The sequence below is a fragment of the Pseudoalteromonas sp. B131b genome, assembly GCF_037162545.1.
In the GTDB taxonomy this organism is placed as follows: Bacteria; Pseudomonadota; Gammaproteobacteria; order Enterobacterales; family Alteromonadaceae; genus Pseudoalteromonas; species Pseudoalteromonas fuliginea.
The window spans coordinates 2,637,688-2,658,409 of the sequence record NZ_JARLUZ010000001.1 but is presented as its reverse complement, the minus strand read 5'-3'; the positions used below and the strand labels follow the sequence as shown (position 1 = coordinate 2,658,409).

The following is a 20,722-nucleotide window of genomic DNA, read 5'->3' as shown; positions in this document are numbered from 1 at the left end:
CTTACTCGTTAATTAACCAACCACGTTCAAGCCACTGATTAATTTTAGTAATTAAAAACCCAGCGATTTGCTCACCAGGGAGCTCATTTAAACAGGATTGGCATAACTGTGCAAAGGGTGTGTTTTGTTTTAATAGATTCAGTAAGCGATGCTCTTGTGCATCAACGCTTAAATATTGTGTACGCCTGTCAATATCACGTGCAATAACCCAAAAGCGAGGTTCTGAGGCTATTGGTTCTGGCGGTGTTTGCTTTTCTTTTATTGCCTGCCAACTTTCAACCGCCAACGTATTAAACGCGACTAACTGTACACTTGGATGTAATTTTAATAGTAAATTTGGCCATTGCTGTGGTTCAATACTTTCAAGCTCTGATACATTGAGTAATGTTTTATCGCTTGCATCAAACGCGCTTAGCAATAGTCGTTCAAATTTGGCTATATCTGCAAGTATGGGGTAATCGTTAAAAGGAGTATTGGTGGCTAAGTAATCAGGTAATTTCTCTGCAAAAATTCGTAGTGACGTATGAGTTGAAGGATATAAAGCTAAATAACCATCAACCATCATCTCAAATAAATCATCACCTAAGTAAATGCCCAACTGTTCGTGATCTTGTTCTACAACAGCTCTTAAACGAATTTTATAAGCGTTTTGATAAATAGAGAGTCGCTGTTGTGTATTTAACTGCCCTTGCTGCGCAATTTGCTCGCTAATATCCGAACTTTCACCTTGCAGTAAATCCATAAACTGTTGTTGCAGCTTCGCTAAATCGCTCATGCTCTAATATCCCAAAACGGTTTCACTAGCGTTTTAGCATGCTCAAGCTCAGTTATTAAATCATCAAGGGAGCCAATATTATCATCGCGTTCAATCATAGTACTTACAGGACCTAATGTTTTTGCATACTGAGCATATAAGTCCCATACCGCATCTGGGACATCTTCATCATGAGTATCTATAATATGCGTACCAAAGTCTTGATGTCCTGCTAAGTGAATTTGCGCAATAGCAGTACTCGGAATAGCCGATAAATAATCCATTGCGTTAAAGTCGTGATTACGTGCACTTACATAAACATTGTTTACATCCATTAAAAACTTACAGCCAGTTTGCTTATGTAATTGCGCTAAAAATTCCCACTCACTAATTTGTGAAGCGTTGTATGTTAAATAACTCGACACATTTTCAAAAATCATCTCTCGGCCTAGGTAATCCTGAACTTGCGATATTTTATTAGCTAAATGTTCAAGCGCCTCATTGGTGTAAGGCATTGGCAGTAAATCGTGGCTATTTATGCCGCCAACTTGAGTGAAGCATAAATGATCAGACACCCACTGCGGCTCTACTCTTGCAATGGTGTTTTTTAACTGATTTAAATAGTCTTTGTTGATTGCGTCTGTACTACCAATCGACATTGATACACCATGCATCACAATGGGGTAATCAGATCTGATTTTATTTAAATAATGCCAAGGTTTTCCACCGGCTACAAAATAGTTTTCTGAAATAATTTCAAACCAATCTACAGCTGGTTTCTCTGCAATAATTTGCTCAAAATGAGGGGCTCTTAGTCCTAAACCAAAACCTAAAAAACGATTTGTCATAAACTTCCTTAATAAGCCTGAATAATAAAATACATCGTTCAGGCTTATTTTATGCGTTCGATAAATTTTTATACCAATTGCATTAAATTAGTGATCTATTATAGCGCTAAGAAAATAACGCAATAAGTGTGCTATTTAATGCGATAAAAAGATCATATTTTTAATAAAATTGGTATTAGCTACCTACAGAACCACCAATGTCACCACATGCTTTTGCTGGCATTGATACAAAACCAGTCCCTTTACACGATGCATGTCCAGCGCACGCGTTATTAGCTGTTTTACAATCGTTATGACCGCCACACACATTTACATCATTACAATGTACTAAATCAGCTTTAGCTACACTGCCAACCCATTTATCTTTTACTTTACCGCCAACGTCAGCACACGCTTTTGCAGGCATAGCTACAAAACCAGTCCCTTTACATGATGCTTGACCAGCACATGCATTTTCAGCTGTTTTACAGTCGTTATGACCGCCACACACATTTGCATCGTAACAATGAACTAAATCAGTTGTTGCGCCATTATTTGCAACAGAACTTGATGGTGATGTTTCTGCCTCTGTTGCATTACAACCAACTAAACCTGCAACCATTACAGCCATTGCTGCACCTGTGAACTTTTTCATTTTTTATTTCCTCTGAGTGATATAACAAATAGCTAGACCGTAAAAGCTAAATTACTATTTCAGTGTAGTTGATAAAAAATTAATAGAGTTCACGTTTTGTTCACCAGTGTGATCTTATATTTCTAGATTAGCAGGCAATTTTACTCTACGATTTTTTACAATATTTCACACATTTAGCTAAAAATAATATGTTAATGTATGTAGGTAAATTAAGAGGAGTGCGCAGTGCGCCTAAGTATAACTTTAAGCTTTTGTTTTATTTTAAGTGGGTGTAGCACAATAGGTTTTAGTGACCTATTTAATGACTATGCCACGCAAATGACACCAATAAGAAATGCGATCGAGAAAAATAATATCGAAGAAGCGCAATCCCTTATTGCTAATAATAGCACCCTGCACAGCAGCTACTTACTCAACCAACTCGAGCAAGCTCGTTTAAACGACTTAGCGAATACAGCAAATGATGCACAAAGCAAATTCGAGAATGTGTATACGCAAATGCAAAAAAACGTGAAGCCGCCAAAATACAGGTAAGTGCAGGGCTTGAACAAAGTAATGCGTTATTTACTAACGACTCAGCCATTACCTATGTTCCACCTGCTTACGAAATGAGCATGCTTCATAGCTATAAAGCACTTAACTATGTATATAAAAATGATATTGAAGGCGCTTTAGTAGAAATTCGTAGAGCTAATAAAGTACAAGTTGATGCACTTGCAGAAAATCAAACTGAAGTCGACTCAACAATAAAAGAAGCGCAACAGCACTACCCGAGTATGAACAATGTAACCAGGGATGTAAAAAATGGCTTTCAAAATGCCTACTCGTTTTACTTATCTGCTTTGCTTTACCAAAGTGCTAAACAATACGACGATGCTTATATTGATTATAAAAAAGCACTCGCTATACAACCTAACAATATTTATTTACAACAGGACGTAATACGCCTTGCTAAAAAACAAGGGTTTGCGCAAGACTTAAGTGAATTCAAAAAACGTTTTAGTGATGCGCCAACTATTTCTTCATCACAAGGCGAAGTGATTGTTTTATTTGAACAAGGCTTAGTACCAAAACAAGATGAATTTAAACTGCGCTTACCAATTTATTCATCACGTGGCGATGCACGCTTTTATAGCCTAGCAATGCCGGTATATAAAGATAACGCCTATGTGCGCCGTCTTAACACCATAAACATTGATGCACAAAGCTTAACGCTTAGTCCACTGGTACACATTGAAGCACTTGCAGCCAAAACATTAGAAGATCAAATACCTGCAAAAGTAGCCCGTCAAGTACTTAGGTTAGTGGCAAAAGAAAAAGTGCGTGCAGAGTTTGCTCGCAGCGCCGGTGATGTAGGTAACATAATTGCCAATATTTATAATTTGGCATCTGAGCAAGCTGATACACGCAGTTGGCTTACGCTTCCAAATCAAATAAGTGTTGCAAGGCAAAACCTAAATACAGGTGAGCATTCTCTGCATATAGGCACACAAGCGCCTATAAATTTCACCATTAGTAAGCAAGGGTTAACGTTAATTTACTTAACCTCTATCAATAACTACTTTAATTACCACGTAGTTCAACTTTAGGAGCCATCATGAAATACATAGCGCCATTATTAGCAGTACTAATGCTAAGTGCATGTTCAAGTAAACCGATTACATCCGGTATTTCTGTTGAACAAAATAAAAGCCAGTTTAATGAGCAATTACGTGTTGATAACCCAGCTTTAAGTAAAAAGCTGACTATAACTGACATAAAGACCCGTCAAACAAACCAGTTAACCGATGTGGTAGTGACACTTTCGAGTCAGTATAAAAAATCACAGTATTTACAGTATCAATTTAATTGGTTTGATAAAGACGGCTTTGTTATTAAAGGCAACCACTCACCTTGGCAAGCACTCACCTTATTTGGTTTTGCAAAAACACAATTACCGGGCTTAGCACCAAGCTCTGATGCAGTTACCTTTTCTTTAGCAGTAAGAGAAGTGTCTACCGAATCACAAGAATTTAAAGATTAAAGGAAACAACCATGATCATCAGTAACAAATTTAAAACAGCATCAACTTACGCTTTAGTTGGCTTGAGCGCTTTAGTATTAAGTGGCTGTGCTAATAAAGCCGTAGTAAGTTATGGCGATGCACAAGCAGTAGAAACAACCGATATTAATTTTGGCTCTACTGACTTACAAAAAGTAGCGAGCCAAATGACCGATTCATTACTCAGCTCACCCGTTGTTGGCACAATGACCGCTAATAAACGCCCTGTAGTATTTGTTGAGCGTATTAAAAACAAAACCAGTGAACACATTGATACTGAATCAATCACCGATTCAATCTCAACACAAATGCTACGCAGCGGTAAGTTCCGTTTTGTAGATATGACTCGTGTTGAGTCAGTACGTGAGCAATTAACGTTTCAAAACGAAGATGCCCTTGTTAACCCTGCTACAGCCGTTGCATTTGGTAAACAAATTGGCGCGCAATATATGTTATACGGAAATTTATCAAGTATCGTTAAATCAAATGCTGATAAATCAGACGTATACTATAAATTTACGATGCGTCTAATGGATATGGAAAGCGGCCTAGTTGAATGGGCAGACGAAACTGAAATTCGTAAAACGAAAGAAAAATCAACCTTTGGCTGGTAGCCAATAGGAGCAAATTATGAAAGCAATTACTGTAATTATGTGCGCCTTACTTATAATAAGTGCGCCTACGTTTGCTAAATACGAGCGCAATAAAGCAGTCCCTGTGCAGCAAGTTTTATTTGGTGACGTAAAATCGGTCCGCAATATTACCGAACAAGAAATCATTCAAGACAAAAACAACGGCTGGAAAACCTTCGGCGGTGCATTACTCGGCGGTGTTGTAGGCAACCAGTTTGGTGGCGGTAGCGGCCGCACAGTAGCAACAATATTAGGCTCGGTAATTGGCGGCAGTGTTGCACATAACAGGCAGCAGCAAAGTCATTATCAGCAAAATCATTTTGTAGAGTTATTAATACAAGTTGAAAACGGCGACCAGTTTATGGTTGTTCAAGATGAAGACCAATCAATGCGTTTTAGTAAAGGTGATAACGTAAGATTAGTTTACTTGAACGACAACACGGTGCGTGTAGATAAAGCGTATTAGGCCGTGCTGAACTTTGGTGGTTGAATTTGCAGCGGCATGTTTGGTGTTTCGACAAGGCGGAACCTATGAACGGTGGTTGTTCCCCATAAATAGGCGATAACGCAGCATAAATGCCAAACATGCGCTGCCCGCAGGGTTCTGCCTAGCGGCAATTAACTCTTTGTTGCTCGGTTTTTACTTAGCCCGCTAGGTTACAAACCTCGCGTCGCGATTTAATCGCCCCTAGATTGAACAAAGTTCAACACGCCCTGCTAATATATTCATGACTAAAGTAAAAAACGAGCCAAATTTGGCTCGTTTTTTTATTTTGTTAATAGCTATACTTGGCGATAGTCTTTAAAAAGCGCTTCATTTTTAACATCGCATCGGATAAATCATCTTTGCTTGGTAAAAATACCAACCTAAAATGATCCGGCTCGGGCCAATTAAACGCCCTGCCATGTACAAGTAATATTTTTTCGGCTTTTAGCAAATCGTACATCATCTTTTCATCATCTTTAACGTTAAAAAGTGCTGTATCTACTTTGGCAAACGCATAAAGCGCGCCTTTAGGTTTTTTACAACTAATGCCTTCAATAGCGTTTAACCCGCGCCATGCTATATCGCGCTGCTCGTATAAGCGCCCGCCTGGGTTAATCAAATTATCAATTGATTGCACGCCGCCCAACGCTTGTTGAATTGCATATTGCGCAGGTACATTTGCGCACAAACGCATAGATGAAAGTATTTCAAGACCTTTGCGTAAATCATCCATAACTGAGGTACGACCGCTTAGCACCATCCACCCCATTCTCAGCCCCGCTGCACGGTAAGTTTTAGCTAAACCGTTAAAAGTAATGATTGGTACATCATCACAAAGTGAGCCGATTGAAGTATGCGTTATATCATCGTATAAAATCTTTTCGTAAATTTCATCGCTCAATAGCAGTAGTTTATGTTCACGCGCTATATCAATTAATTGCATTAGCAAATCGTCACTGTAAACCGCACCTGTCGGATTATTAGGATTGATTAATACCAGCGCTTTAGTTTTAGATGTTATTTTGCTTTTTATATCTGCAATGTCCGGAAACCAATCTTGCTCTTCATCACATAAATAATGCACCGGATTACCACCCGATAACGTGACAGAAGCAGTCCAAAGTGGATAATCTGGAGCTGGAATAAGCACTTCATCGCCATTATTTAATAGCGCTTGGGTGATCATTTGAATAAGTTCGCTTACGCCATTACCAATATAAATGTTATCTACATCTAAATTATGTAATCCACGTTGTTGGTAGTGCTGATAAATAGCCACGCGGGCTGAATAGAGGCCTTTAGAGTCACAGTAACCTTGGGCTGAATATAAGTTGCGGATAATATCGCGGTGCATATCTTCTGGCATATCAAAACCAAAAGCAGCCGGATTACCTATATTCAATTTTAATACTTTTTGACCTTCGTCTTCCATTTTTTTAGCTTGTGCTAAAACCGGCCCACGAATGTCATAACATACACCTTCTAATTTGTGACTCTTTTTAATATCAGACATTTTTACCTCTTTAGGGCGTATTGACTTTATGGATTAAATTTGTTCAACCTAGGGGCGATTTAATCGCGGCGCGAGATTTGTAACCTAGTGGGCTAAGTAAAAATTGAGTAACAAAGAGAAAATAGCCCCTAGGAAGAACCCTCTGGGCAATGCGTGTTTGGTTTTTATGTGTTGTTATCGCCTATTTATGTGGAAAAACCACACTGCATAGGCTCTGCCTAACCTAAAAACCAGACACTCGTTGCAAATTCAATCCCGAAAGATCAACACGCCCTAGTGAATCTTTAGACTAACCTAGTAAAGGCGTAAAATGCCAGTGTATTTGATTACTTAATACTGAAATAAATTCACGTTTCAGCTTCAATAATTAGCGAGATGCTAACCATTCATTTAGCTTAGCTTGAGAGCCTGTTACTTGAGCCATTAAGCTATTAGATGCGTCGATAGCTTCAGCTAAGTTATCTACGTTTAAATTTTGCTCAATAACACGCGATACTTCAGCAAGGCTTGAAGCGCCAAACTGCGCCGCGTTCGATTTTAAACTATGGGAGTGGCGAATAGCTGCTTCTTTATCTTTACCAATGGTTGCTAAAACTTCTGAGCCTAAACGTTCAAACTCTGAGCAGCAAAAATCAAGTGTATCAGCAAACTGCTCACCCAATAACGATTCCATACTCTCTAATGCTGATGTATCAATATTTATTTCTGTCATATTTTAAGCCCTTAAAACAATCCATGTAAGTTACAGTTTAATAGTACTACTTTATATTGATGCGTAAAAAAACCAACTTAATTACCTTATAAATGTATAATTATGAGGATCATACTGGCAACAAAAAGTTTATTAAATGGCACGCACACTTTGTAATCATTGTAAATTTGCACTTAACACCTGTATTTGCAGCGCAACTACAAATATAAATAACAAAGTTACGGTTATTATTCTACAACACCCAAGCGAAGAAAAAATAGCAAAAAATACCGCTAAGCTATTGAATTTATGCCTAACTGATTGCCAAATAATCAAAGGTGAAAATAATGATGACTTTTCCATACTAAAAACGCTGCCAATAAGCTCAACTGTTTTACTCTACCCTAACGAAAACGCTATAAATTTAGACGATAACGCTGAGCAACCCAGTGTAAAAAACATTACCCATTTAATCGTGGTTGATGGCACATGGAAAAAAGCCTATAAAATTTTACAACTCACTCCCTTTCTCAATCAGTTCAAAACGGTCAGCTTTAAACAACTACCTAAAAACCGTTATGCTATCCGTAAAGCCCCCCGTGCTGATAGTCTTTCCACACTTGAAGCCGTTGCACATAGTTTACTGCTTATAGAGCAGCTAAATCCCGCACCACTTTATAATGTGCTTGATGAATTAATACAAAAACAAACCCAACATATGCCCGAGCACGTAAAAGCACGTTACTTAGATTAAATTTGGCGCCATAAACTTTCATGCGTAATTATCCCAACAGATTAAAACGAGGCTTTACTCGCCAAGGACCCGACTATCGCTTTGACGACCAAGTCGACTTTAGCGATATAAGAGATACCTTCGGCTTTAGATCTATGGTCGTTGGTAAATGGGTAACTAAAGAAGAGCGCTACATTAGCGCCAATTTAATTTACGATGCGCTGGCGGATCTTGCGCAAATACTGCATTTACCGCCCAAAGCTATTGGCCTGCGCGGCAAGCTTAACTTTGCATTTGGTCATGGTGGTCAAAAAGGTGTGCAAGCGCATTATAATGCAGCCTCTCAAACACTTGCTCTTGCAAAAAATGCAGGCGGTGGTGCACTTGCTCACGAATGGTTCCATGCATTTGACCATCATATAAGCGAGCATTTATTTGCAGCAAAACCCCGCTTTGGCTTTGCCTCAAAATTGTGGCTTTCAAACACGCCTAATTTATCGCATCCACTTAATAATGCTTTGAACAGTTTTTATAAACATGTATTTTTAGATGAAGATGGTATTGATGCAAATAGCTTTGTACAAACGTGTATAGAACACGATAAAGCCCACAATATGAATTATATGAGCATGCCAGAAGAGCTTGCAGCACGGTGTTTTGAAGCCTGTATTGAAGGCCACACATATATAAAAAATAGCTTTTTAGTGGGAGGCTTAAAAAGTAGTAATTTAATATACCCAAATAGTGAGCATATTAATAAAGCAAATGAAGCGCTTAACCAGTATTTTGAACTACTGGGCTATGCGCTTCATAAAATAGACGAGTAATGCCTATATTTGGTGATTATTTGTCGTCACTAATACGACTTGCTACTGCGCTGCTTTGATCTTTATATTTTGCATCTTTACGAATATTGTATGGGTTTTCACACGGCCCCGATAACATTTCAAAGCTCATAGCCCCAATTTTCATCAGTGGGCGAAGCGCCAGTGGTAATTTACCTGAGTTGTAAAACTCTAAAACAATATTACCGCTCCAGCCTGGGTCTATTCGGTGCGCTGTTACATGCACCATTAAACCCAAACGCGCAAGCGATGAGCGTCCATCTAACCAACCTACTATATCTGCTGGCAACGTTACTTTTTCATGGGTAATAGCTAGTGCAAGTTCACCTGGGTGTAAAAAGAATGCTTCACCTTCATCAAGCACTATTTCTTCACTCATGATTGATTCCATGGCTTTATTTAATTGATCTTTTGGACCACTTAAATCGACGTATGCTGCATTATGCGCATTAAAAGTTCTAAATTTATTACCCAAGCGTAAATCGGCCGTTACACCGGAAATCATCTCGCTCGTTGGTGCAGGCTCAATGACTATGCGACCATCGCTTAAGTATTCATTAATATGGGTGTCTGAAAGTCTCATTATTATTTAATCTTCCGTAATCACAATTTCAATCGAATTGTGATGCTGTTGATAATAAAGCGTGCTGGCTATTAGCCTCGCTGCTGCGCTGTATGTTTTGCTTATCGCGGCGTTGTTATCGTTTGCAATAAGTTTACCTTGCTCAGAATACTCGCGTATATCTATGGCAAGAGGAATATGGCTAAGTACAGGCACGCCATGCTTGTGCGCCAGTTTTTGTGCGCCGTCTTTACCAAATACGTGATTTGCCTCACCGCAGTGGCTGCAAATGTAGTGGCTCATATTTTCAATTAAGCCAAGCACCGGTACGTTTACTTTATTAAACATAGCAATGCCTTTTTGCGCATCGGCTAGCGCTAAATCTTGCGGTGTAGTGACAATAACAGTGCCGCTAGCGGGTACTTTTTGGCTCATTGTAAGCTGAATATCACCGGTGCCAGGTGGCATATCAACAATTAAGTAGTCAAGCTCGGCCCAATCGGTTTCGTTAAGTAACTGGCTCAGCGCGCCTGACGCCATTGGTCCACGCCATACCGTGGCATCATCGCTTGGAACTAAAAAGCCAATTGACTGCGCTTTAATGCCATTTGCATCAAAAGGCTGTAGCTGTTTGTTATCTTTAGTGACGGGCTCTGCGCCCACTAATCCTAAAAGCATTGGGATAGATGGGCCATAAATGTCAGCATCTAAAATACCCACCTTTGCGCCTTCATTTTTAAGCGCGCCTGCCAAGTTAACAGCAGTAGTCGACTTACCTACCCCACCTTTGCCTGAGGCAATAAGTACAATATGTTTAATCGCTTTAAACTTAGCCGCCTCTTTAATGATAACCTTGGCGCTAATTGTTATAGGCACATTTAAGCTTTCACTTACGTGTTGCTCAACTAAAGGCATTTCTGATTGCCCAGCAAATGGCAGAGTTAATTTAATGTGTAGTGATTTATCGTCATTTTGAGTAATAGTATCGATAAAGCTTTCGTCAATACCGACGGCAAAAGCCGCACTACGATATGCCGCTAAGGCAGTTATAATCGGTTGTTTTTGCACCGATTTAGAAGAGAATAGTTTCGACAGTCCAAACATAGCAATTAAATAGCGTTTCTTTGATGAAAAGTGCCACGGAATTATGTAACATTCAGGGCATTAACACCAGTCAATTAATAAAAATCCATAAGCTGTGCGCACTCTAAGCAGATAGCTTGTAGATAAATTAATGATAATTGCCGTTTGTATAATAAAAACGGCGCTTTATCCTCAATTCGGAATGATTATGACGCAGCGAAAGATCCTGATTACCAGCGCATTACCTTATGCAAATGGCCCTACTCACCTAGGTCATTTATTGGAATATATTCAAACTGATATTTGGTCACGTTTTCAAAAACTACAAGGCCACGAAGCTTATTATGTTTGCGCAGACGATGCCCACGGCACGCCAATTATGCTTAATGCGCAAAAGCAAGGGATCACGCCTGAAGAAATGGTAAAACAAGTGAGCATAGAGCGCCAACGCGACTTTGCTGACTTTAATATCAAATTTGATAACTACCACAGCACGCACAGCCAAGAAAACAAAGAATTAAGCGAACTTATTTATAACCGCCTAAACGATGCCGGTCATATTAAAAAGCACACTATTTCGCAATTATTCGACCCTGAAAAAGGTATTTTCTTACCAGACCGTTTTGTAACAGGTACTTGCCCAACGTGTAAGTCTGAAAACCAAAACGGCGATAGCTGTGATTCGTGTGGTGCTACATACAGCCCTACCGAACTTATTAATCCGCGTTCTGTAATGTCAGGCGCAGAACCTGTACTTAAAGATTCTGAGCATTACTTTTTTGACCTGCCAGCATTTGAAGGCATGCTAAAGGAGTGGTTACACTCGGGCACTATTCAACAAGAAATGGCTAACAAGCTAGACGAATGGTTTACCGATGGCTTGCAGCAATGGGATATTAGCCGTGATGCACCTTATTTTGGTTTTGAAATCCCAAATGCACCAGGCAAATATTTTTACGTTTGGTTAGATGCACCTATTGGTTACATGGCGAGCTTTAAAAACCTATGTGACGAAAAAGGCCTCGACTTTGATGCGTTTTGGGCTGAAGGTTCAGACGCAGAGCTTTATCACTTTATTGGTAAAGACATCATTTACTTCCACAGCTTATTTTGGCCAGCAATGCTAGAAGGCGCTAATTTTAGAAAGCCAACTAACGTATTCGCTCATGGTTTTGTAACTGTGAATGGCGAAAAAATGTCTAAATCAAAGGGTACGTTTATTAAAGCGCGTACTTATTTAGATAACTTAAACCCAGAGTACTTACGTTACTACTACGCAGCAAAATTAAGCAGCGGTATTGTTGATCTGGATTTAAACCTAGAAGACTTTGCACAGCGCGTAAATTCAGACCTAGTAGGTAAAGTAGTCAACATAGCGAGCCGTTGTGCTGGCTTTATTACTAAAAAGTTTGATGGCAAACTAAGCAGCACTATTATGCAACCAGAGCTGTTAGCAGAGTTTCAAGCTGCTGCACCGAGCATTACAACACACTACGAGAACCGCGATTACAGCCGCGCAATTCGCGAAATAATGGCGCTTGCCGACAAAGCAAACCAATTTATTGATGGCGCAGCGCCTTGGGTATTAATTAAAGACGAAACTAAGCAACAAGAAGCACACGAAGTGTGTTCTCTTGGTCTTAACTTGTTCCGCGTTTTAATTACTTACTTAAAACCCGTGTTACCAGGAATGGCTGATAACGTACAAGCGTTTTTAAATGACGACCTTGCATGGGACGGCGTTCAAAATGCACTAGTAAGCCACCCTATCAATAAATTTAAACCGTTAATGCAACGTGTTGAAATGGATAAAGTGAACAAAATGGTTGAAGAATCTAAAGAAAGCTTAGCACCAAAAGTAACAATTGACCCTAACAGCCCACTTGCAAAAGAGCCAATTAGCGACGAAATTGAATTCGATGATTTTGCAAAAGTAGACTTACGCGTAGCTAAGATTGCTAAAGCAGAGCACGTAGAAGGCGCAGATAAACTACTTAAGCTAACACTTGATTTAGGCGGCGAAACTCGCCAAGTGTTTGCGGGTATTAAATCAGCTTATGCACCTGAGGATATCGAAGGCAAGCTAACCGTTATGGTTGCTAACCTTAAGCCTCGTAAAATGCGCTTTGGTATGTCTGAAGGCATGGTATTAGCAGCAGGCCCTGGCGGAAAAGAAATTTATATTCTTAACCCAGATGACGGCTCAGAGCCTGGTATGCGCGTAATGTAATATTACTCATACAATAAAAACCGCTGATACATCAGCGGTTTTTTTATGGGCAAAAGTAATGTTTAGTCGTATATTAAGCCTAGCCGTTTATACAAATGCCTTTGCATTAAATAAAGTGAATTGTAATTATGACCCAAATTTTAGATACCAACAGAACAAAAGTAAGTAGCCAAATAAAGCAACACAAATTAGTCGCCATACTGCGCTTAAAACAACAAACCGATGTAGCTCCATTAATTGATTGTTTAATAAATGCGGGCATACACTCATTAGAGATCACTTCAAACACACCTGGCTTTGAGCAAGAAATAGCAAAAGCTCGCGCAGCGCATAAAAACGCACTTATTGGTGCTGGCACAATAATTAACACCACCCTTGCCCAGCAAGCTATTGATGCGGGCGCGCAGTTTATCGTAACGCCAAATACCAACAAATCGGTTGTCGAACTTGCCCACCAGTACGGGTTACCCGTATTAATGGGCGCACTAACACCTACCGATGTAGCAAATGCAATTGAATATAACGCTGATATTATTAAGGTATTTCCTGCCGGCAGTATGGGCGTCGGTTACTTTAAAGCATTAACCGGTCCTTTTTCAGAAGCACAATTAATGCCTGTTGGTGGTGTGAATTTAGATAATATATCTCAGTGGTTTGAAGCAGGTGCTTGTGGCGCTGCAGTCAGTGGCGATTTTTGTAAGGTATTAAATACTGAACAAGAGCGTAGTGTTCTTACCAAGCTTGTAAAAAAATATATAAGTGAACTGCCTAAATAGGCAGTTATATTTTAACTATAAAATTAATCATCTTTTTTAATTGAGCTTTTTCAATACGCGGTCTTTTCTTGGTAGGTAATAGTTATCGTAATCAAGTGAGACTATAACGCGCTCTGCTTTTCCTAATAACTCATTACGCGGAATTAAACCTATTACACGCGAGTCAGCGCTATTGTCGCGGTTATCGCCCATTGCTAAATAATAATCATCAGGAATTGTAATTGCGTCAAAGCCCGATAAACGTGAAGGAATATTTGCCACTCTTATCGAATGCGCTAACCCGTTTAAATCTTCGATTTTATCAAGCGAGTCTATGTTGCTTTGCTGATCTGCATAATTAAGTTTTTTACCATTAATAATGAGCTCATTATTTTCAAGCGCAACCGTATCCCCTGGCACACCAATTACACGTTTAATTAAACGGTTATCAGCAGCTTGTGAGTCAAAAACAATAATATCACCGGTTTGTGGGTCCGCTAGTTTAAGTAGTTTTATATGCGTAAATGGGACACGAATATCATAGGCCATTTTATCGGTAAGTATTCTGTCACCTTCTTGAATTGTTGGTTTCATTGAGCCTGTTGGCACTTCGTACCAATCGGCTACAGCGCTTCTAAATACGCTCATTAGTGCAATAAATACGATAAGAGATCGGTTGTTTTTCCAAAACTTATAAAGCGGTTTCATATTATTTCCCTGCGTTAATTAAGTATTATTATGACTAACTAAATGCTGAGCAGTTCAATGTAGAGTGTAACAAAAAGTGTGTGCTTTACGGCGGGTATAGCAAGGTCGTTGCTTACCTTGCTATATGATCAATCTGAAAATTAGATTATCAATTACTGTTGATTTAGTTTTTCTTTCGCTTCTTTTACTTTTTCAAAATCTAAACCAAGTTCGTCAGTCGCTTCTTTAATAAGATGCGGTTGAGTCATCACGACTGCCATTAATTGTTGTAACTTTTCTGGCGGAATACCAAGCTCTTGAACAAGCGCCATTGCCATCATTGGGTTTTGAGTAAACGCTTCAAACAATGCTTTTACTTTTTCGTCGCTTACATTGTGCTCTTTAAGTATTGCTAGTATTGGATTCATTATTAAACCTTAAATATTTTTTATAGGGCTTAGTATATGGGCTAAACCCTAAAATTAAAGAGTTACTCTACAAGTAAAACCACTTTTCCTGCGTTTTCATTGCGCTCTAAAATAGCATGGGCTTCGTTTGCGTCGCTCCAAGGCAATGTTTTATACAGGTTAAAGTCGTACTTTTTAGTGGCAATATCATTGTAAAAGCGTGCTACAAAGTCGTCGCGTACCTGGCGTTTAAACTCAATACTACGATTTCTAAGCGTTGAGGCATGAAACGAAATACGCTTTTGTAAAAGTGCCGCAAAATCAACTTCTGCAAAACGTCCATCTAAAAATGCAAGCATTATAATTTGGCAATCCATGGCTGCAATAGCGGCATTTTTATTTAAGTAACTACCCGAAACAGGATCTACAATTGCATTTGCTGTTAACTCATTTGCTTTCATATATTCTACAAAGTCGGTGGTTTTGTAGTTAATTGCATGATCGGCACCGAGCTCTTTTGCGTGTTGGCATTTGTCATCCGTACCAGCGGTAATAACCACGGTAGCACCTGCGCTTTTAGCCATTTGAATTGCTGCACCGCCTACGCCACTAGCACCTGCATGAATAAGCGCTGTTTGCCCTTTTTGTAATTTACCAAGCTCAAATAATGCGCCAAATGCCGTTAAATACACTTCGCTTATTGCGGCGCCCTCTGCCATTGTTACATCATCGGGTAATTCCATAAGCTGTTTTGCATCAACTGCTACATATTCGCTATAAGCACCACCTGAGCACAACGTAAAAATACGCTTGTTTAGCCAGCTTTTATCTACATCTTTTCCAAGCTCAGTAACTGTACCCGCACATTCTAAACCTAAAATCGGGCTATCTCCCGCAGGGGCCGGGTATTTACCTTGGCGCTGCATACTGTCTGCACGGTTTACACCTATTGCTGCAACTTTAACAAGTACTTCATGGCTCTTTAAAACCGGTTTTTCGGTTTCACTAAATGCAAGGTTGCCATCTTCATGAGAAATATATTTCATTATTACTCCAAGTTTAAAAACTGTAATAACATATAGATGGGGATGAACACAGATTCAAACAACCTCAAAAGCGCCAACTTTGTTTGTAAGGATAAACATCGGGTAGAAAACCATTATGTACTTGTTGCTGACAACTCTGCCAAAACGTCGCTAAAAACAAGTTACTGTGCTCATTATTAAAATAGTTAAACGCAATATCGTTGGCACTAAAAAACACCTTAAATTGGCTCGGGAATATATCGTTTTCAGCTATATCAAAATACGAGTTACTACTTAGCTCTTCGAGTGCATTTTGGGTGTGTGGCACGTCTCTAAAGTTACAATCGGTAAGCGGGCAAATTTCGTCAAAGTCGTAAAACACCACTCGCCCCCATCGCGTTACGCCAAAGTTTTTCATTAGCATGTCGCCCGGAAATATATTAGCGCCCGCTAACTCTTTAATTGCTTTACCGTAGTCATGCATCACACTCTCTAAGGTTTTGTTATCGCATTGGTTAATATATAAATTAAGCGGGGTCATTTTACGCTCAACATAAACGTGCTTTAAAATGAGTGCCTTGCCAGATATAACTATGCTGCTGCCAATTTGGCTTTTCATCTGCTCAAGAAGCTCATCACTAAAACGGCTTAAATCAAACGCTAAATATCTAAATTCGTGTGTGTCTACCAAACGCCCAACCCTATCGGCTTGTTTTACAAAGTTATACTTTTCTTTCACTTGTGCTTTGGTGGCTGTTTTTGGCGCACTAAATTTGTCTTTAATTACTTTATAAACGTAATCTAGCCCTTCAATAGTAAATACCAGCATTACCATACCTGGCGTCCCTGGTGCTGTGACATACTTGAAGTTGGCTGGGCTATTTTTAGTAGTATCGACCTTATACCGATAAAACTCAGTTTTGGCGTGCTTTATAAAACCAATGGCGTTAAATAACTCAAAGCGTTGTTTGTGTGGCATTAATACACTTAGGTAATCTACATAACGTGCGGGCTTATCGGTATCAACCATAAAATAGGTGCGTGCAAAGCCAAATAATAAACTTAATTGATCGGCGCCCATCATTACAGCATCAAGCTTTAGTCCCTCATCGGTATTTAAAATAGCGATAGCAAAAGGCATATTGTCGCCATTTTTAGCAATGCAGCGCCCAATTAAATAACAGGCTTTGTTTCTAAAAAATAATGAGTTGGCGTATTCAATATACCCGTCGTTTAAATTTATAAGTTCGTACACCTGTTTGCATTGCTGCTTAGCGCCTTGCATTAACGTACTTTGTAATATGGCTACATCACGCTCTAAATTACTAAATGGCACTCTAAATACTTGATTAGTGATAAGCGTTTTAACGGCGTTATTAAACCCATTGTGTAGCGATACTCTACTTACTAAGCTTTCATAAGAGCGCGGCTCACTACGATACTTTGCTTTTAATACAAACAAATGCACTGTACGAATTTTTTTATAGTCCCAAATTGCACCAAATGTTGAATTAAAAAAAGTATGCGCAATAGGTTTATTTTCGTGATTTTGTACCATATCGCCGTAAATATTTTTAGCTAACTGCCACGTTTGCGGGCAAGTAAGCTCAGCATAAGCGATAACTCTCACGGCTTCACTCACGTTTTTCACTTCGCGCTCGTAAACCTGTAAACGCTCACGCATAGCACTTTGCACACTGTGGTACTGTCGTTGTTCAAAACGGCTTTGCGCACCCAGTGTAATATTTAAAAATTGCGAAAACATCGCCTCAAATCCAGCAAAAACAGATCGCGCAAGCTTGCTGGCAATAACGTTTTGCAGCGTATTATTAGATTGATTTGTTAGCCTATTTTGCATAAATACAGCACTTATATTGATGTCAGTTATGGCGGTTATTTTTTATTAATTGTTTACACCTTAGCAAGCAGGCTTTAATTTAGATAATTAATAAACCATATAAATAGAATTTATTGGGCGTATTGACCTTTCGAGGTTAATTTTGCAGCCGCGTAAAGGCCAAATACACACTGCCCATAGGGTTCTTTCTAGGGACGATTAACTCTTTGTTGCCTACATGGATGTAGGTAAGGGGCGTGAGCAAGACGCGGAAGCTTTGCTCGATTTTTACTTAGCCCACTAGGTGGCAAACCTCGCGCCGCGATTAAATCGCCTCTAGATTGAACAAATTTCAACCCTGAAAGGCCAACACGCCCATATGAATATAAGAAACGTCGATCTTAACCTTCTCGTTTACTTAAATGTACTCATCGATGAAAAAAGTGTGTCGAAAGCTGCCAATAAACTCGCGCTTACGCAACCGGCTATGAGTAATGCGCTAAAACGTTTGCGCGATTTATTTGACGACCCGCTACTTGTGCGTGCTGCAGGCTCTATGACGCCAACGGCAAAGGCACTTGCATTAAAGCCTGAAGTTGAGGCCCTATTAAAAATGGCCGAAGCAATTACGCAGCCTAGTGAGCAATTTAACCCTACAACGGCTGAAGTTACGTTTAGAATAATGGCAAACGACTACATAGAGTCGACCCTAATAGCCCCTTTTATAACGGCGCAGCTTAGTAAAAACCCCGGTATTAATTTTGATGTATTAAGTCCAAGCGACGTAAACCTACAAGATATGGAAAAAGGCACTATAGATTTAGCAATAAATCGCTTTAATGGCCTGCCACGCTCGTTTCATCAAGCCAGTGTATGGCGAGATAACTACTGTTGTTTAACGCATCCTAAAAATACATTTTTACAACAATCAGGGTTAGACGATTACTTACAAAAAGAACATATTTGGGTAAACCGTGCCGGCTGGGGGCCTGAAGCCGCTGTTACTAATAAATCAGGAAAGCAAAAATTAGGCTGGGTAGATGAAGCGCTTTGGCAACTAGAACAAACCCGTAAAATACGTGTTTTTACTCGCCACTACATGGTCGCAAGCCTGCTTTGCCAATCAGAGCAACTTATTGCCACCCTACCGCGCAGGCAAGCTAAGTTATTAACCTTTCATACTGATTTAGTAATCAGCCCTGTGCCATTCCAAATAGTGCCTATTGAGGTAAAGATGATATGGAGCCCACTGCTGCACCATGCACCGGCGCACCAATGGTTAAGGCGTGAGTTATTAGCGTTTGCTAAAACGATTGCAGATAGATAAATTATTATTTTCATCACATCAAACACCAGGTATTTTACTATCGCGCATACTGTCCAAGCTTTACTTTCATTAGAAGAATATAATGATAAACAAACTTAATAATAAGAATAACGATACTGCAAATATAGTTTTTGCTGTCTTTCAAAAGTCCTATGCTATAGAGGCTAAACTGATCGGCGCGCATAACTTTCCTCCTTTAGCGCGTAATATTAAAGGTATAAAAAAATCAGAAACAACCTTTTATGGCTACAGCGAAAATGAATGTTTAGCAGCCGTTATTGAAGTAGATACAAACAACGAGTATTTAGATATTTGTAGTTTAACCGTTGATCCTAGTCATTTTAAAAAAGGTATCGCAAGTAAGCTAATAAGTTATGTTTTAGCAATGGATGATTTTTCTCATGCAATAGTGGAGACTGCGGTTGCTAATACTCCTGCAATAAATCTATATAAAAAGCATGGCTTCGTGGAATTTAAAAGATGGACTCCTTCACATGGTATTGAAAAAGCTGGCTATGTCGGTCGTAATTTAAATCAGTATTTCAAAATAGGTAATTTACAAATGGATAGTGCATCAATAATTGCGTGGAGTGTTTTGTTTGGAGGCATAGGTATGGCTACCTTACTTACGGGCGAAGAAAAAGCCGTAGTACCGCTTTGTATTGGTTTATCGCTATTGGTATTTCCGTATTTTATGACTAGTGTTAGCATGCTGTTGATTGTAGGCGCTATTTTAGTGGCTATTCCCTACTTTATCAAAATTTAACATTACTACTATTATTGCAATTATTATGGCTAAATAAAATACACTAGAAAATAAAAAAGCGCCGTGGTATTCAACTTTGGGAAAATACCATGGCGCTTTTGGAAATCGTCGATATAGGAGTCTACCTACAGTGTAAGATTAGCAAGCTTAGTACCAACTTCATAAAATAATTAAAATTCAATAAAAACAATTAACTAAGCATCAACCTTAACTCATCAACTAATCCCCTTGTTCCAGTTTTGTGCACGTTTTTACCGCTCTGCACCAAATTAATTAGTATAATTTAGGTATGTTTTCTATTTTATTTAGTTTTAAAATTCACTATTGATAAAATCAATATCAGTTATTGAAAACAACAATTTTATTAATAATACACTTAGCGCTAGAGTGAAGTTAAGCCAACAAACTAAGAGTAATAATTATGACAACATCAAGCTTCACACAACAAGACGGGTTATTTATTGATGCTAATTTACATCAGTTTATTGAAGAGCAGTTATGCACAAAAGCTAACACCACTGAAACTTACCAAGCATTAGCTACTTTAGTTGATGAGTTTGGTTGTAAATGTCGTAAAACAAAGCACCAACCAGATGATGTATTAGAAGTAGATACATTATTAAACGCATACCAACTTAAAAACCACCCGCTTTGCCATGTTGATGCGCAAACGACAGAAGCTGTTTTAGATGAATATTGCTGCCAGGTTCCTGCAATTATTGTTGTCGCACTAATGGATACGCTTAGCGGTACACAGTGCGATGAACCTCAAGCACATGATATTTACCATCGTGCAGCGCAGTTAACCAACCGCCCTTGTATGCACAGAGTAAAAACTGCCTCAGCAGCTTAATAATGAATGTGT

The 20,722-nt window shown here is 39.1% G+C and carries 21 protein-coding genes and 1 pseudogene; 11 read left to right on the top strand and 11 right to left on the bottom strand.

Features of this window, described 5'->3' with window-relative positions; genetic code table 11:
• Position 1: 1 nt before the first annotated feature.
• The 3 genes from P4S65_RS12355 to bufA2 all read right to left on the bottom strand — a co-directional run bounded on the left by P4S65_RS12355 (position 2) and on the right by bufA2 (position 2,236).
• Positions 2-775, bottom strand: a complete 774-nt coding sequence (locus tag P4S65_RS12355) for a DNA-binding domain-containing protein (RefSeq protein ID WP_337120262.1) — start codon at positions 773-775, stop codon at positions 2-4.
• A complete protein-coding gene (gene bufB / locus P4S65_RS12350; protein ID WP_337120261.1) occupies positions 772-1,602 on the bottom strand; it encodes an MNIO family bufferin maturase in 831 nt (276 codons plus the stop codon). Before bufB ends, P4S65_RS12355 begins: the two co-directional genes overlap by 4 nt.
• 175 nt (positions 1,603-1,777) lie before the next feature.
• Positions 1,778-2,236, bottom strand: a complete 459-nt coding sequence (bufA2, locus tag P4S65_RS12345; RefSeq protein ID WP_007375404.1) for a BufA2 family periplasmic bufferin-type metallophore — start codon at positions 2,234-2,236, stop codon at positions 1,778-1,780.
• A 225-nt stretch (positions 2,237-2,461) separates the two neighbouring features.
• Between bufA2 and P4S65_RS12340 the strand changes: the two are divergent.
• The 4 genes and pseudogenes from P4S65_RS12340 (at position 2,462) to P4S65_RS12325 (ending at position 5,375) form a co-directional block, all read left to right on the top strand.
• A pseudogene (locus P4S65_RS12340) lies at positions 2,462-3,825 on the top strand (COG3014 family protein).
• 8 nt (positions 3,826-3,833) lie between these two features.
• Positions 3,834-4,259, top strand: coding sequence for a YcfL family protein (locus tag P4S65_RS12335; RefSeq protein ID WP_007375406.1), 426 nt, complete (start codon positions 3,834-3,836; stop codon positions 4,257-4,259).
• Between the two features lie 11 nt (positions 4,260-4,270).
• Positions 4,271-4,891 carry a penicillin-binding protein activator LpoB gene (lpoB, locus tag P4S65_RS12330; protein ID WP_007375407.1) on the top strand — a complete coding sequence of 207 codons (621 nt, stop codon included), beginning with the start codon at positions 4,271-4,273 and terminating at the stop codon, positions 4,889-4,891.
• Positions 4,892-4,907: 16 nt separating this feature from the next.
• Positions 4,908-5,375, top strand: coding sequence for a glycine zipper 2TM domain-containing protein (locus tag P4S65_RS12325; protein ID WP_096792950.1), 468 nt, complete (start codon positions 4,908-4,910; stop codon positions 5,373-5,375).
• A gap of 310 nt (positions 5,376-5,685) precedes the next feature.
• On the opposite strand, the gene P4S65_RS12320 is transcribed toward P4S65_RS12325, so the two are convergent.
• Together P4S65_RS12320 and P4S65_RS12315 are read right to left on the bottom strand one after the other, a co-directional pair.
• On the bottom strand, positions 5,686-6,909 hold the full coding sequence (locus P4S65_RS12320; RefSeq protein WP_337120260.1) for a pyridoxal phosphate-dependent aminotransferase: 1,224 nt from the start codon (positions 6,907-6,909) through the stop codon (positions 5,686-5,688).
• Between the two features lie 367 nt (positions 6,910-7,276).
• Positions 7,277-7,621, bottom strand: coding sequence for an Hpt domain-containing protein (locus P4S65_RS12315; RefSeq protein ID WP_337120259.1), 345 nt, complete (start codon positions 7,619-7,621; stop codon positions 7,277-7,279).
• A 136-nt stretch (positions 7,622-7,757) separates the two neighbouring features.
• Here P4S65_RS12315 and P4S65_RS12310 point away from each other — a divergent pair, with 136 nt between their 5' ends.
• Both P4S65_RS12310 and P4S65_RS12305 read left to right on the top strand, forming a co-directional pair.
• Complete coding sequence (locus P4S65_RS12310) at positions 7,758-8,354, top strand: tRNA-uridine aminocarboxypropyltransferase (RefSeq protein ID WP_337120258.1); 597 nt, start codon at positions 7,758-7,760, stop codon at positions 8,352-8,354.
• A gap of 20 nt (positions 8,355-8,374) precedes the next feature.
• Positions 8,375-9,160, top strand: coding sequence for a CLCA_X family protein (locus P4S65_RS12305; protein WP_337120257.1), 786 nt, complete (start codon positions 8,375-8,377; stop codon positions 9,158-9,160).
• A 16-nt stretch (positions 9,161-9,176) separates the two neighbouring features.
• Here P4S65_RS12305 and dcd read toward each other — a convergent pair whose 3' ends face one another.
• Positions 9,177-9,761, bottom strand: coding sequence for a dCTP deaminase (gene dcd / locus P4S65_RS12300; protein ID WP_076923901.1), 585 nt, complete (start codon positions 9,759-9,761; stop codon positions 9,177-9,179).
• Between the two features lie 6 nt (positions 9,762-9,767).
• Positions 9,768-10,844 (bottom strand): iron-sulfur cluster carrier protein ApbC, encoded by a 1,077-nt coding sequence (apbC, locus tag P4S65_RS12295; RefSeq protein ID WP_096792948.1) that lies wholly within the window; start codon positions 10,842-10,844, stop codon positions 9,768-9,770.
• 187 nt (positions 10,845-11,031) lie between these two features.
• Here apbC and metG point away from each other — a divergent pair, with 187 nt between their 5' ends.
• Both metG and P4S65_RS12285 read left to right on the top strand, forming a co-directional pair.
• Positions 11,032-13,053, top strand: a complete 2,022-nt coding sequence (gene metG / locus P4S65_RS12290; RefSeq protein WP_337120256.1) for a methionine--tRNA ligase — start codon at positions 11,032-11,034, stop codon at positions 13,051-13,053.
• Positions 13,054-13,181: 128 nt separating this feature from the next.
• A complete protein-coding gene (locus P4S65_RS12285; protein ID WP_096792946.1) occupies positions 13,182-13,829 on the top strand; it encodes a bifunctional 4-hydroxy-2-oxoglutarate aldolase/2-dehydro-3-deoxy-phosphogluconate aldolase in 648 nt (215 codons plus the stop codon).
• Positions 13,830-13,865: 36 nt separating this feature from the next.
• Here the strand turns inward: P4S65_RS12285 and lepB are convergent, their stop codons facing one another.
• The 4 genes from lepB to aceK all read right to left on the bottom strand — a co-directional run bounded on the left by lepB (position 13,866) and on the right by aceK (position 17,785).
• A complete protein-coding gene (gene lepB, locus P4S65_RS12280) occupies positions 13,866-14,516 on the bottom strand; it encodes a signal peptidase I (protein WP_007375417.1) in 651 nt (216 codons plus the stop codon).
• Between the two features lie 152 nt (positions 14,517-14,668).
• Positions 14,669-14,923 carry a DUF2999 family protein gene (locus tag P4S65_RS12275; protein ID WP_002963210.1) on the bottom strand — a complete coding sequence of 85 codons (255 nt, stop codon included), beginning with the start codon at positions 14,921-14,923 and terminating at the stop codon, positions 14,669-14,671.
• Between the two features lie 62 nt (positions 14,924-14,985).
• Positions 14,986-15,948, bottom strand: a complete 963-nt coding sequence (locus P4S65_RS12270; RefSeq protein WP_337120255.1) for a zinc-binding dehydrogenase — start codon at positions 15,946-15,948, stop codon at positions 14,986-14,988.
• A gap of 64 nt (positions 15,949-16,012) precedes the next feature.
• Complete coding sequence (aceK, locus tag P4S65_RS12265) at positions 16,013-17,785, bottom strand: bifunctional isocitrate dehydrogenase kinase/phosphatase (RefSeq protein WP_337120254.1); 1,773 nt, start codon at positions 17,783-17,785, stop codon at positions 16,013-16,015.
• A gap of 358 nt (positions 17,786-18,143) precedes the next feature.
• Between aceK and P4S65_RS12260 the strand changes: the two genes are divergently transcribed.
• The 3 genes from P4S65_RS12260 (at position 18,144) to P4S65_RS12245 (ending at position 20,710) form a co-directional block, all read left to right on the top strand.
• The gene (locus P4S65_RS12260; protein WP_337120253.1) at positions 18,144-19,091 is read left to right on the top strand and encodes a LysR family transcriptional regulator; all 948 of its coding nucleotides are present in this window, start codon (positions 18,144-18,146) and stop codon (positions 19,089-19,091) included.
• Between the two features lie 82 nt (positions 19,092-19,173).
• Positions 19,174-19,857 carry a GNAT family N-acetyltransferase gene (locus P4S65_RS21930; RefSeq protein ID WP_442961867.1) on the top strand — a complete coding sequence of 228 codons (684 nt, stop codon included), beginning with the start codon at positions 19,174-19,176 and terminating at the stop codon, positions 19,855-19,857.
• A 421-nt stretch (positions 19,858-20,278) separates the two neighbouring features.
• Positions 20,279-20,710, top strand: coding sequence for a hypothetical protein (locus tag P4S65_RS12245; protein ID WP_033028414.1), 432 nt, complete (start codon positions 20,279-20,281; stop codon positions 20,708-20,710).
• The last annotated feature ends 12 nt before the right edge of the window (positions 20,711-20,722 follow it).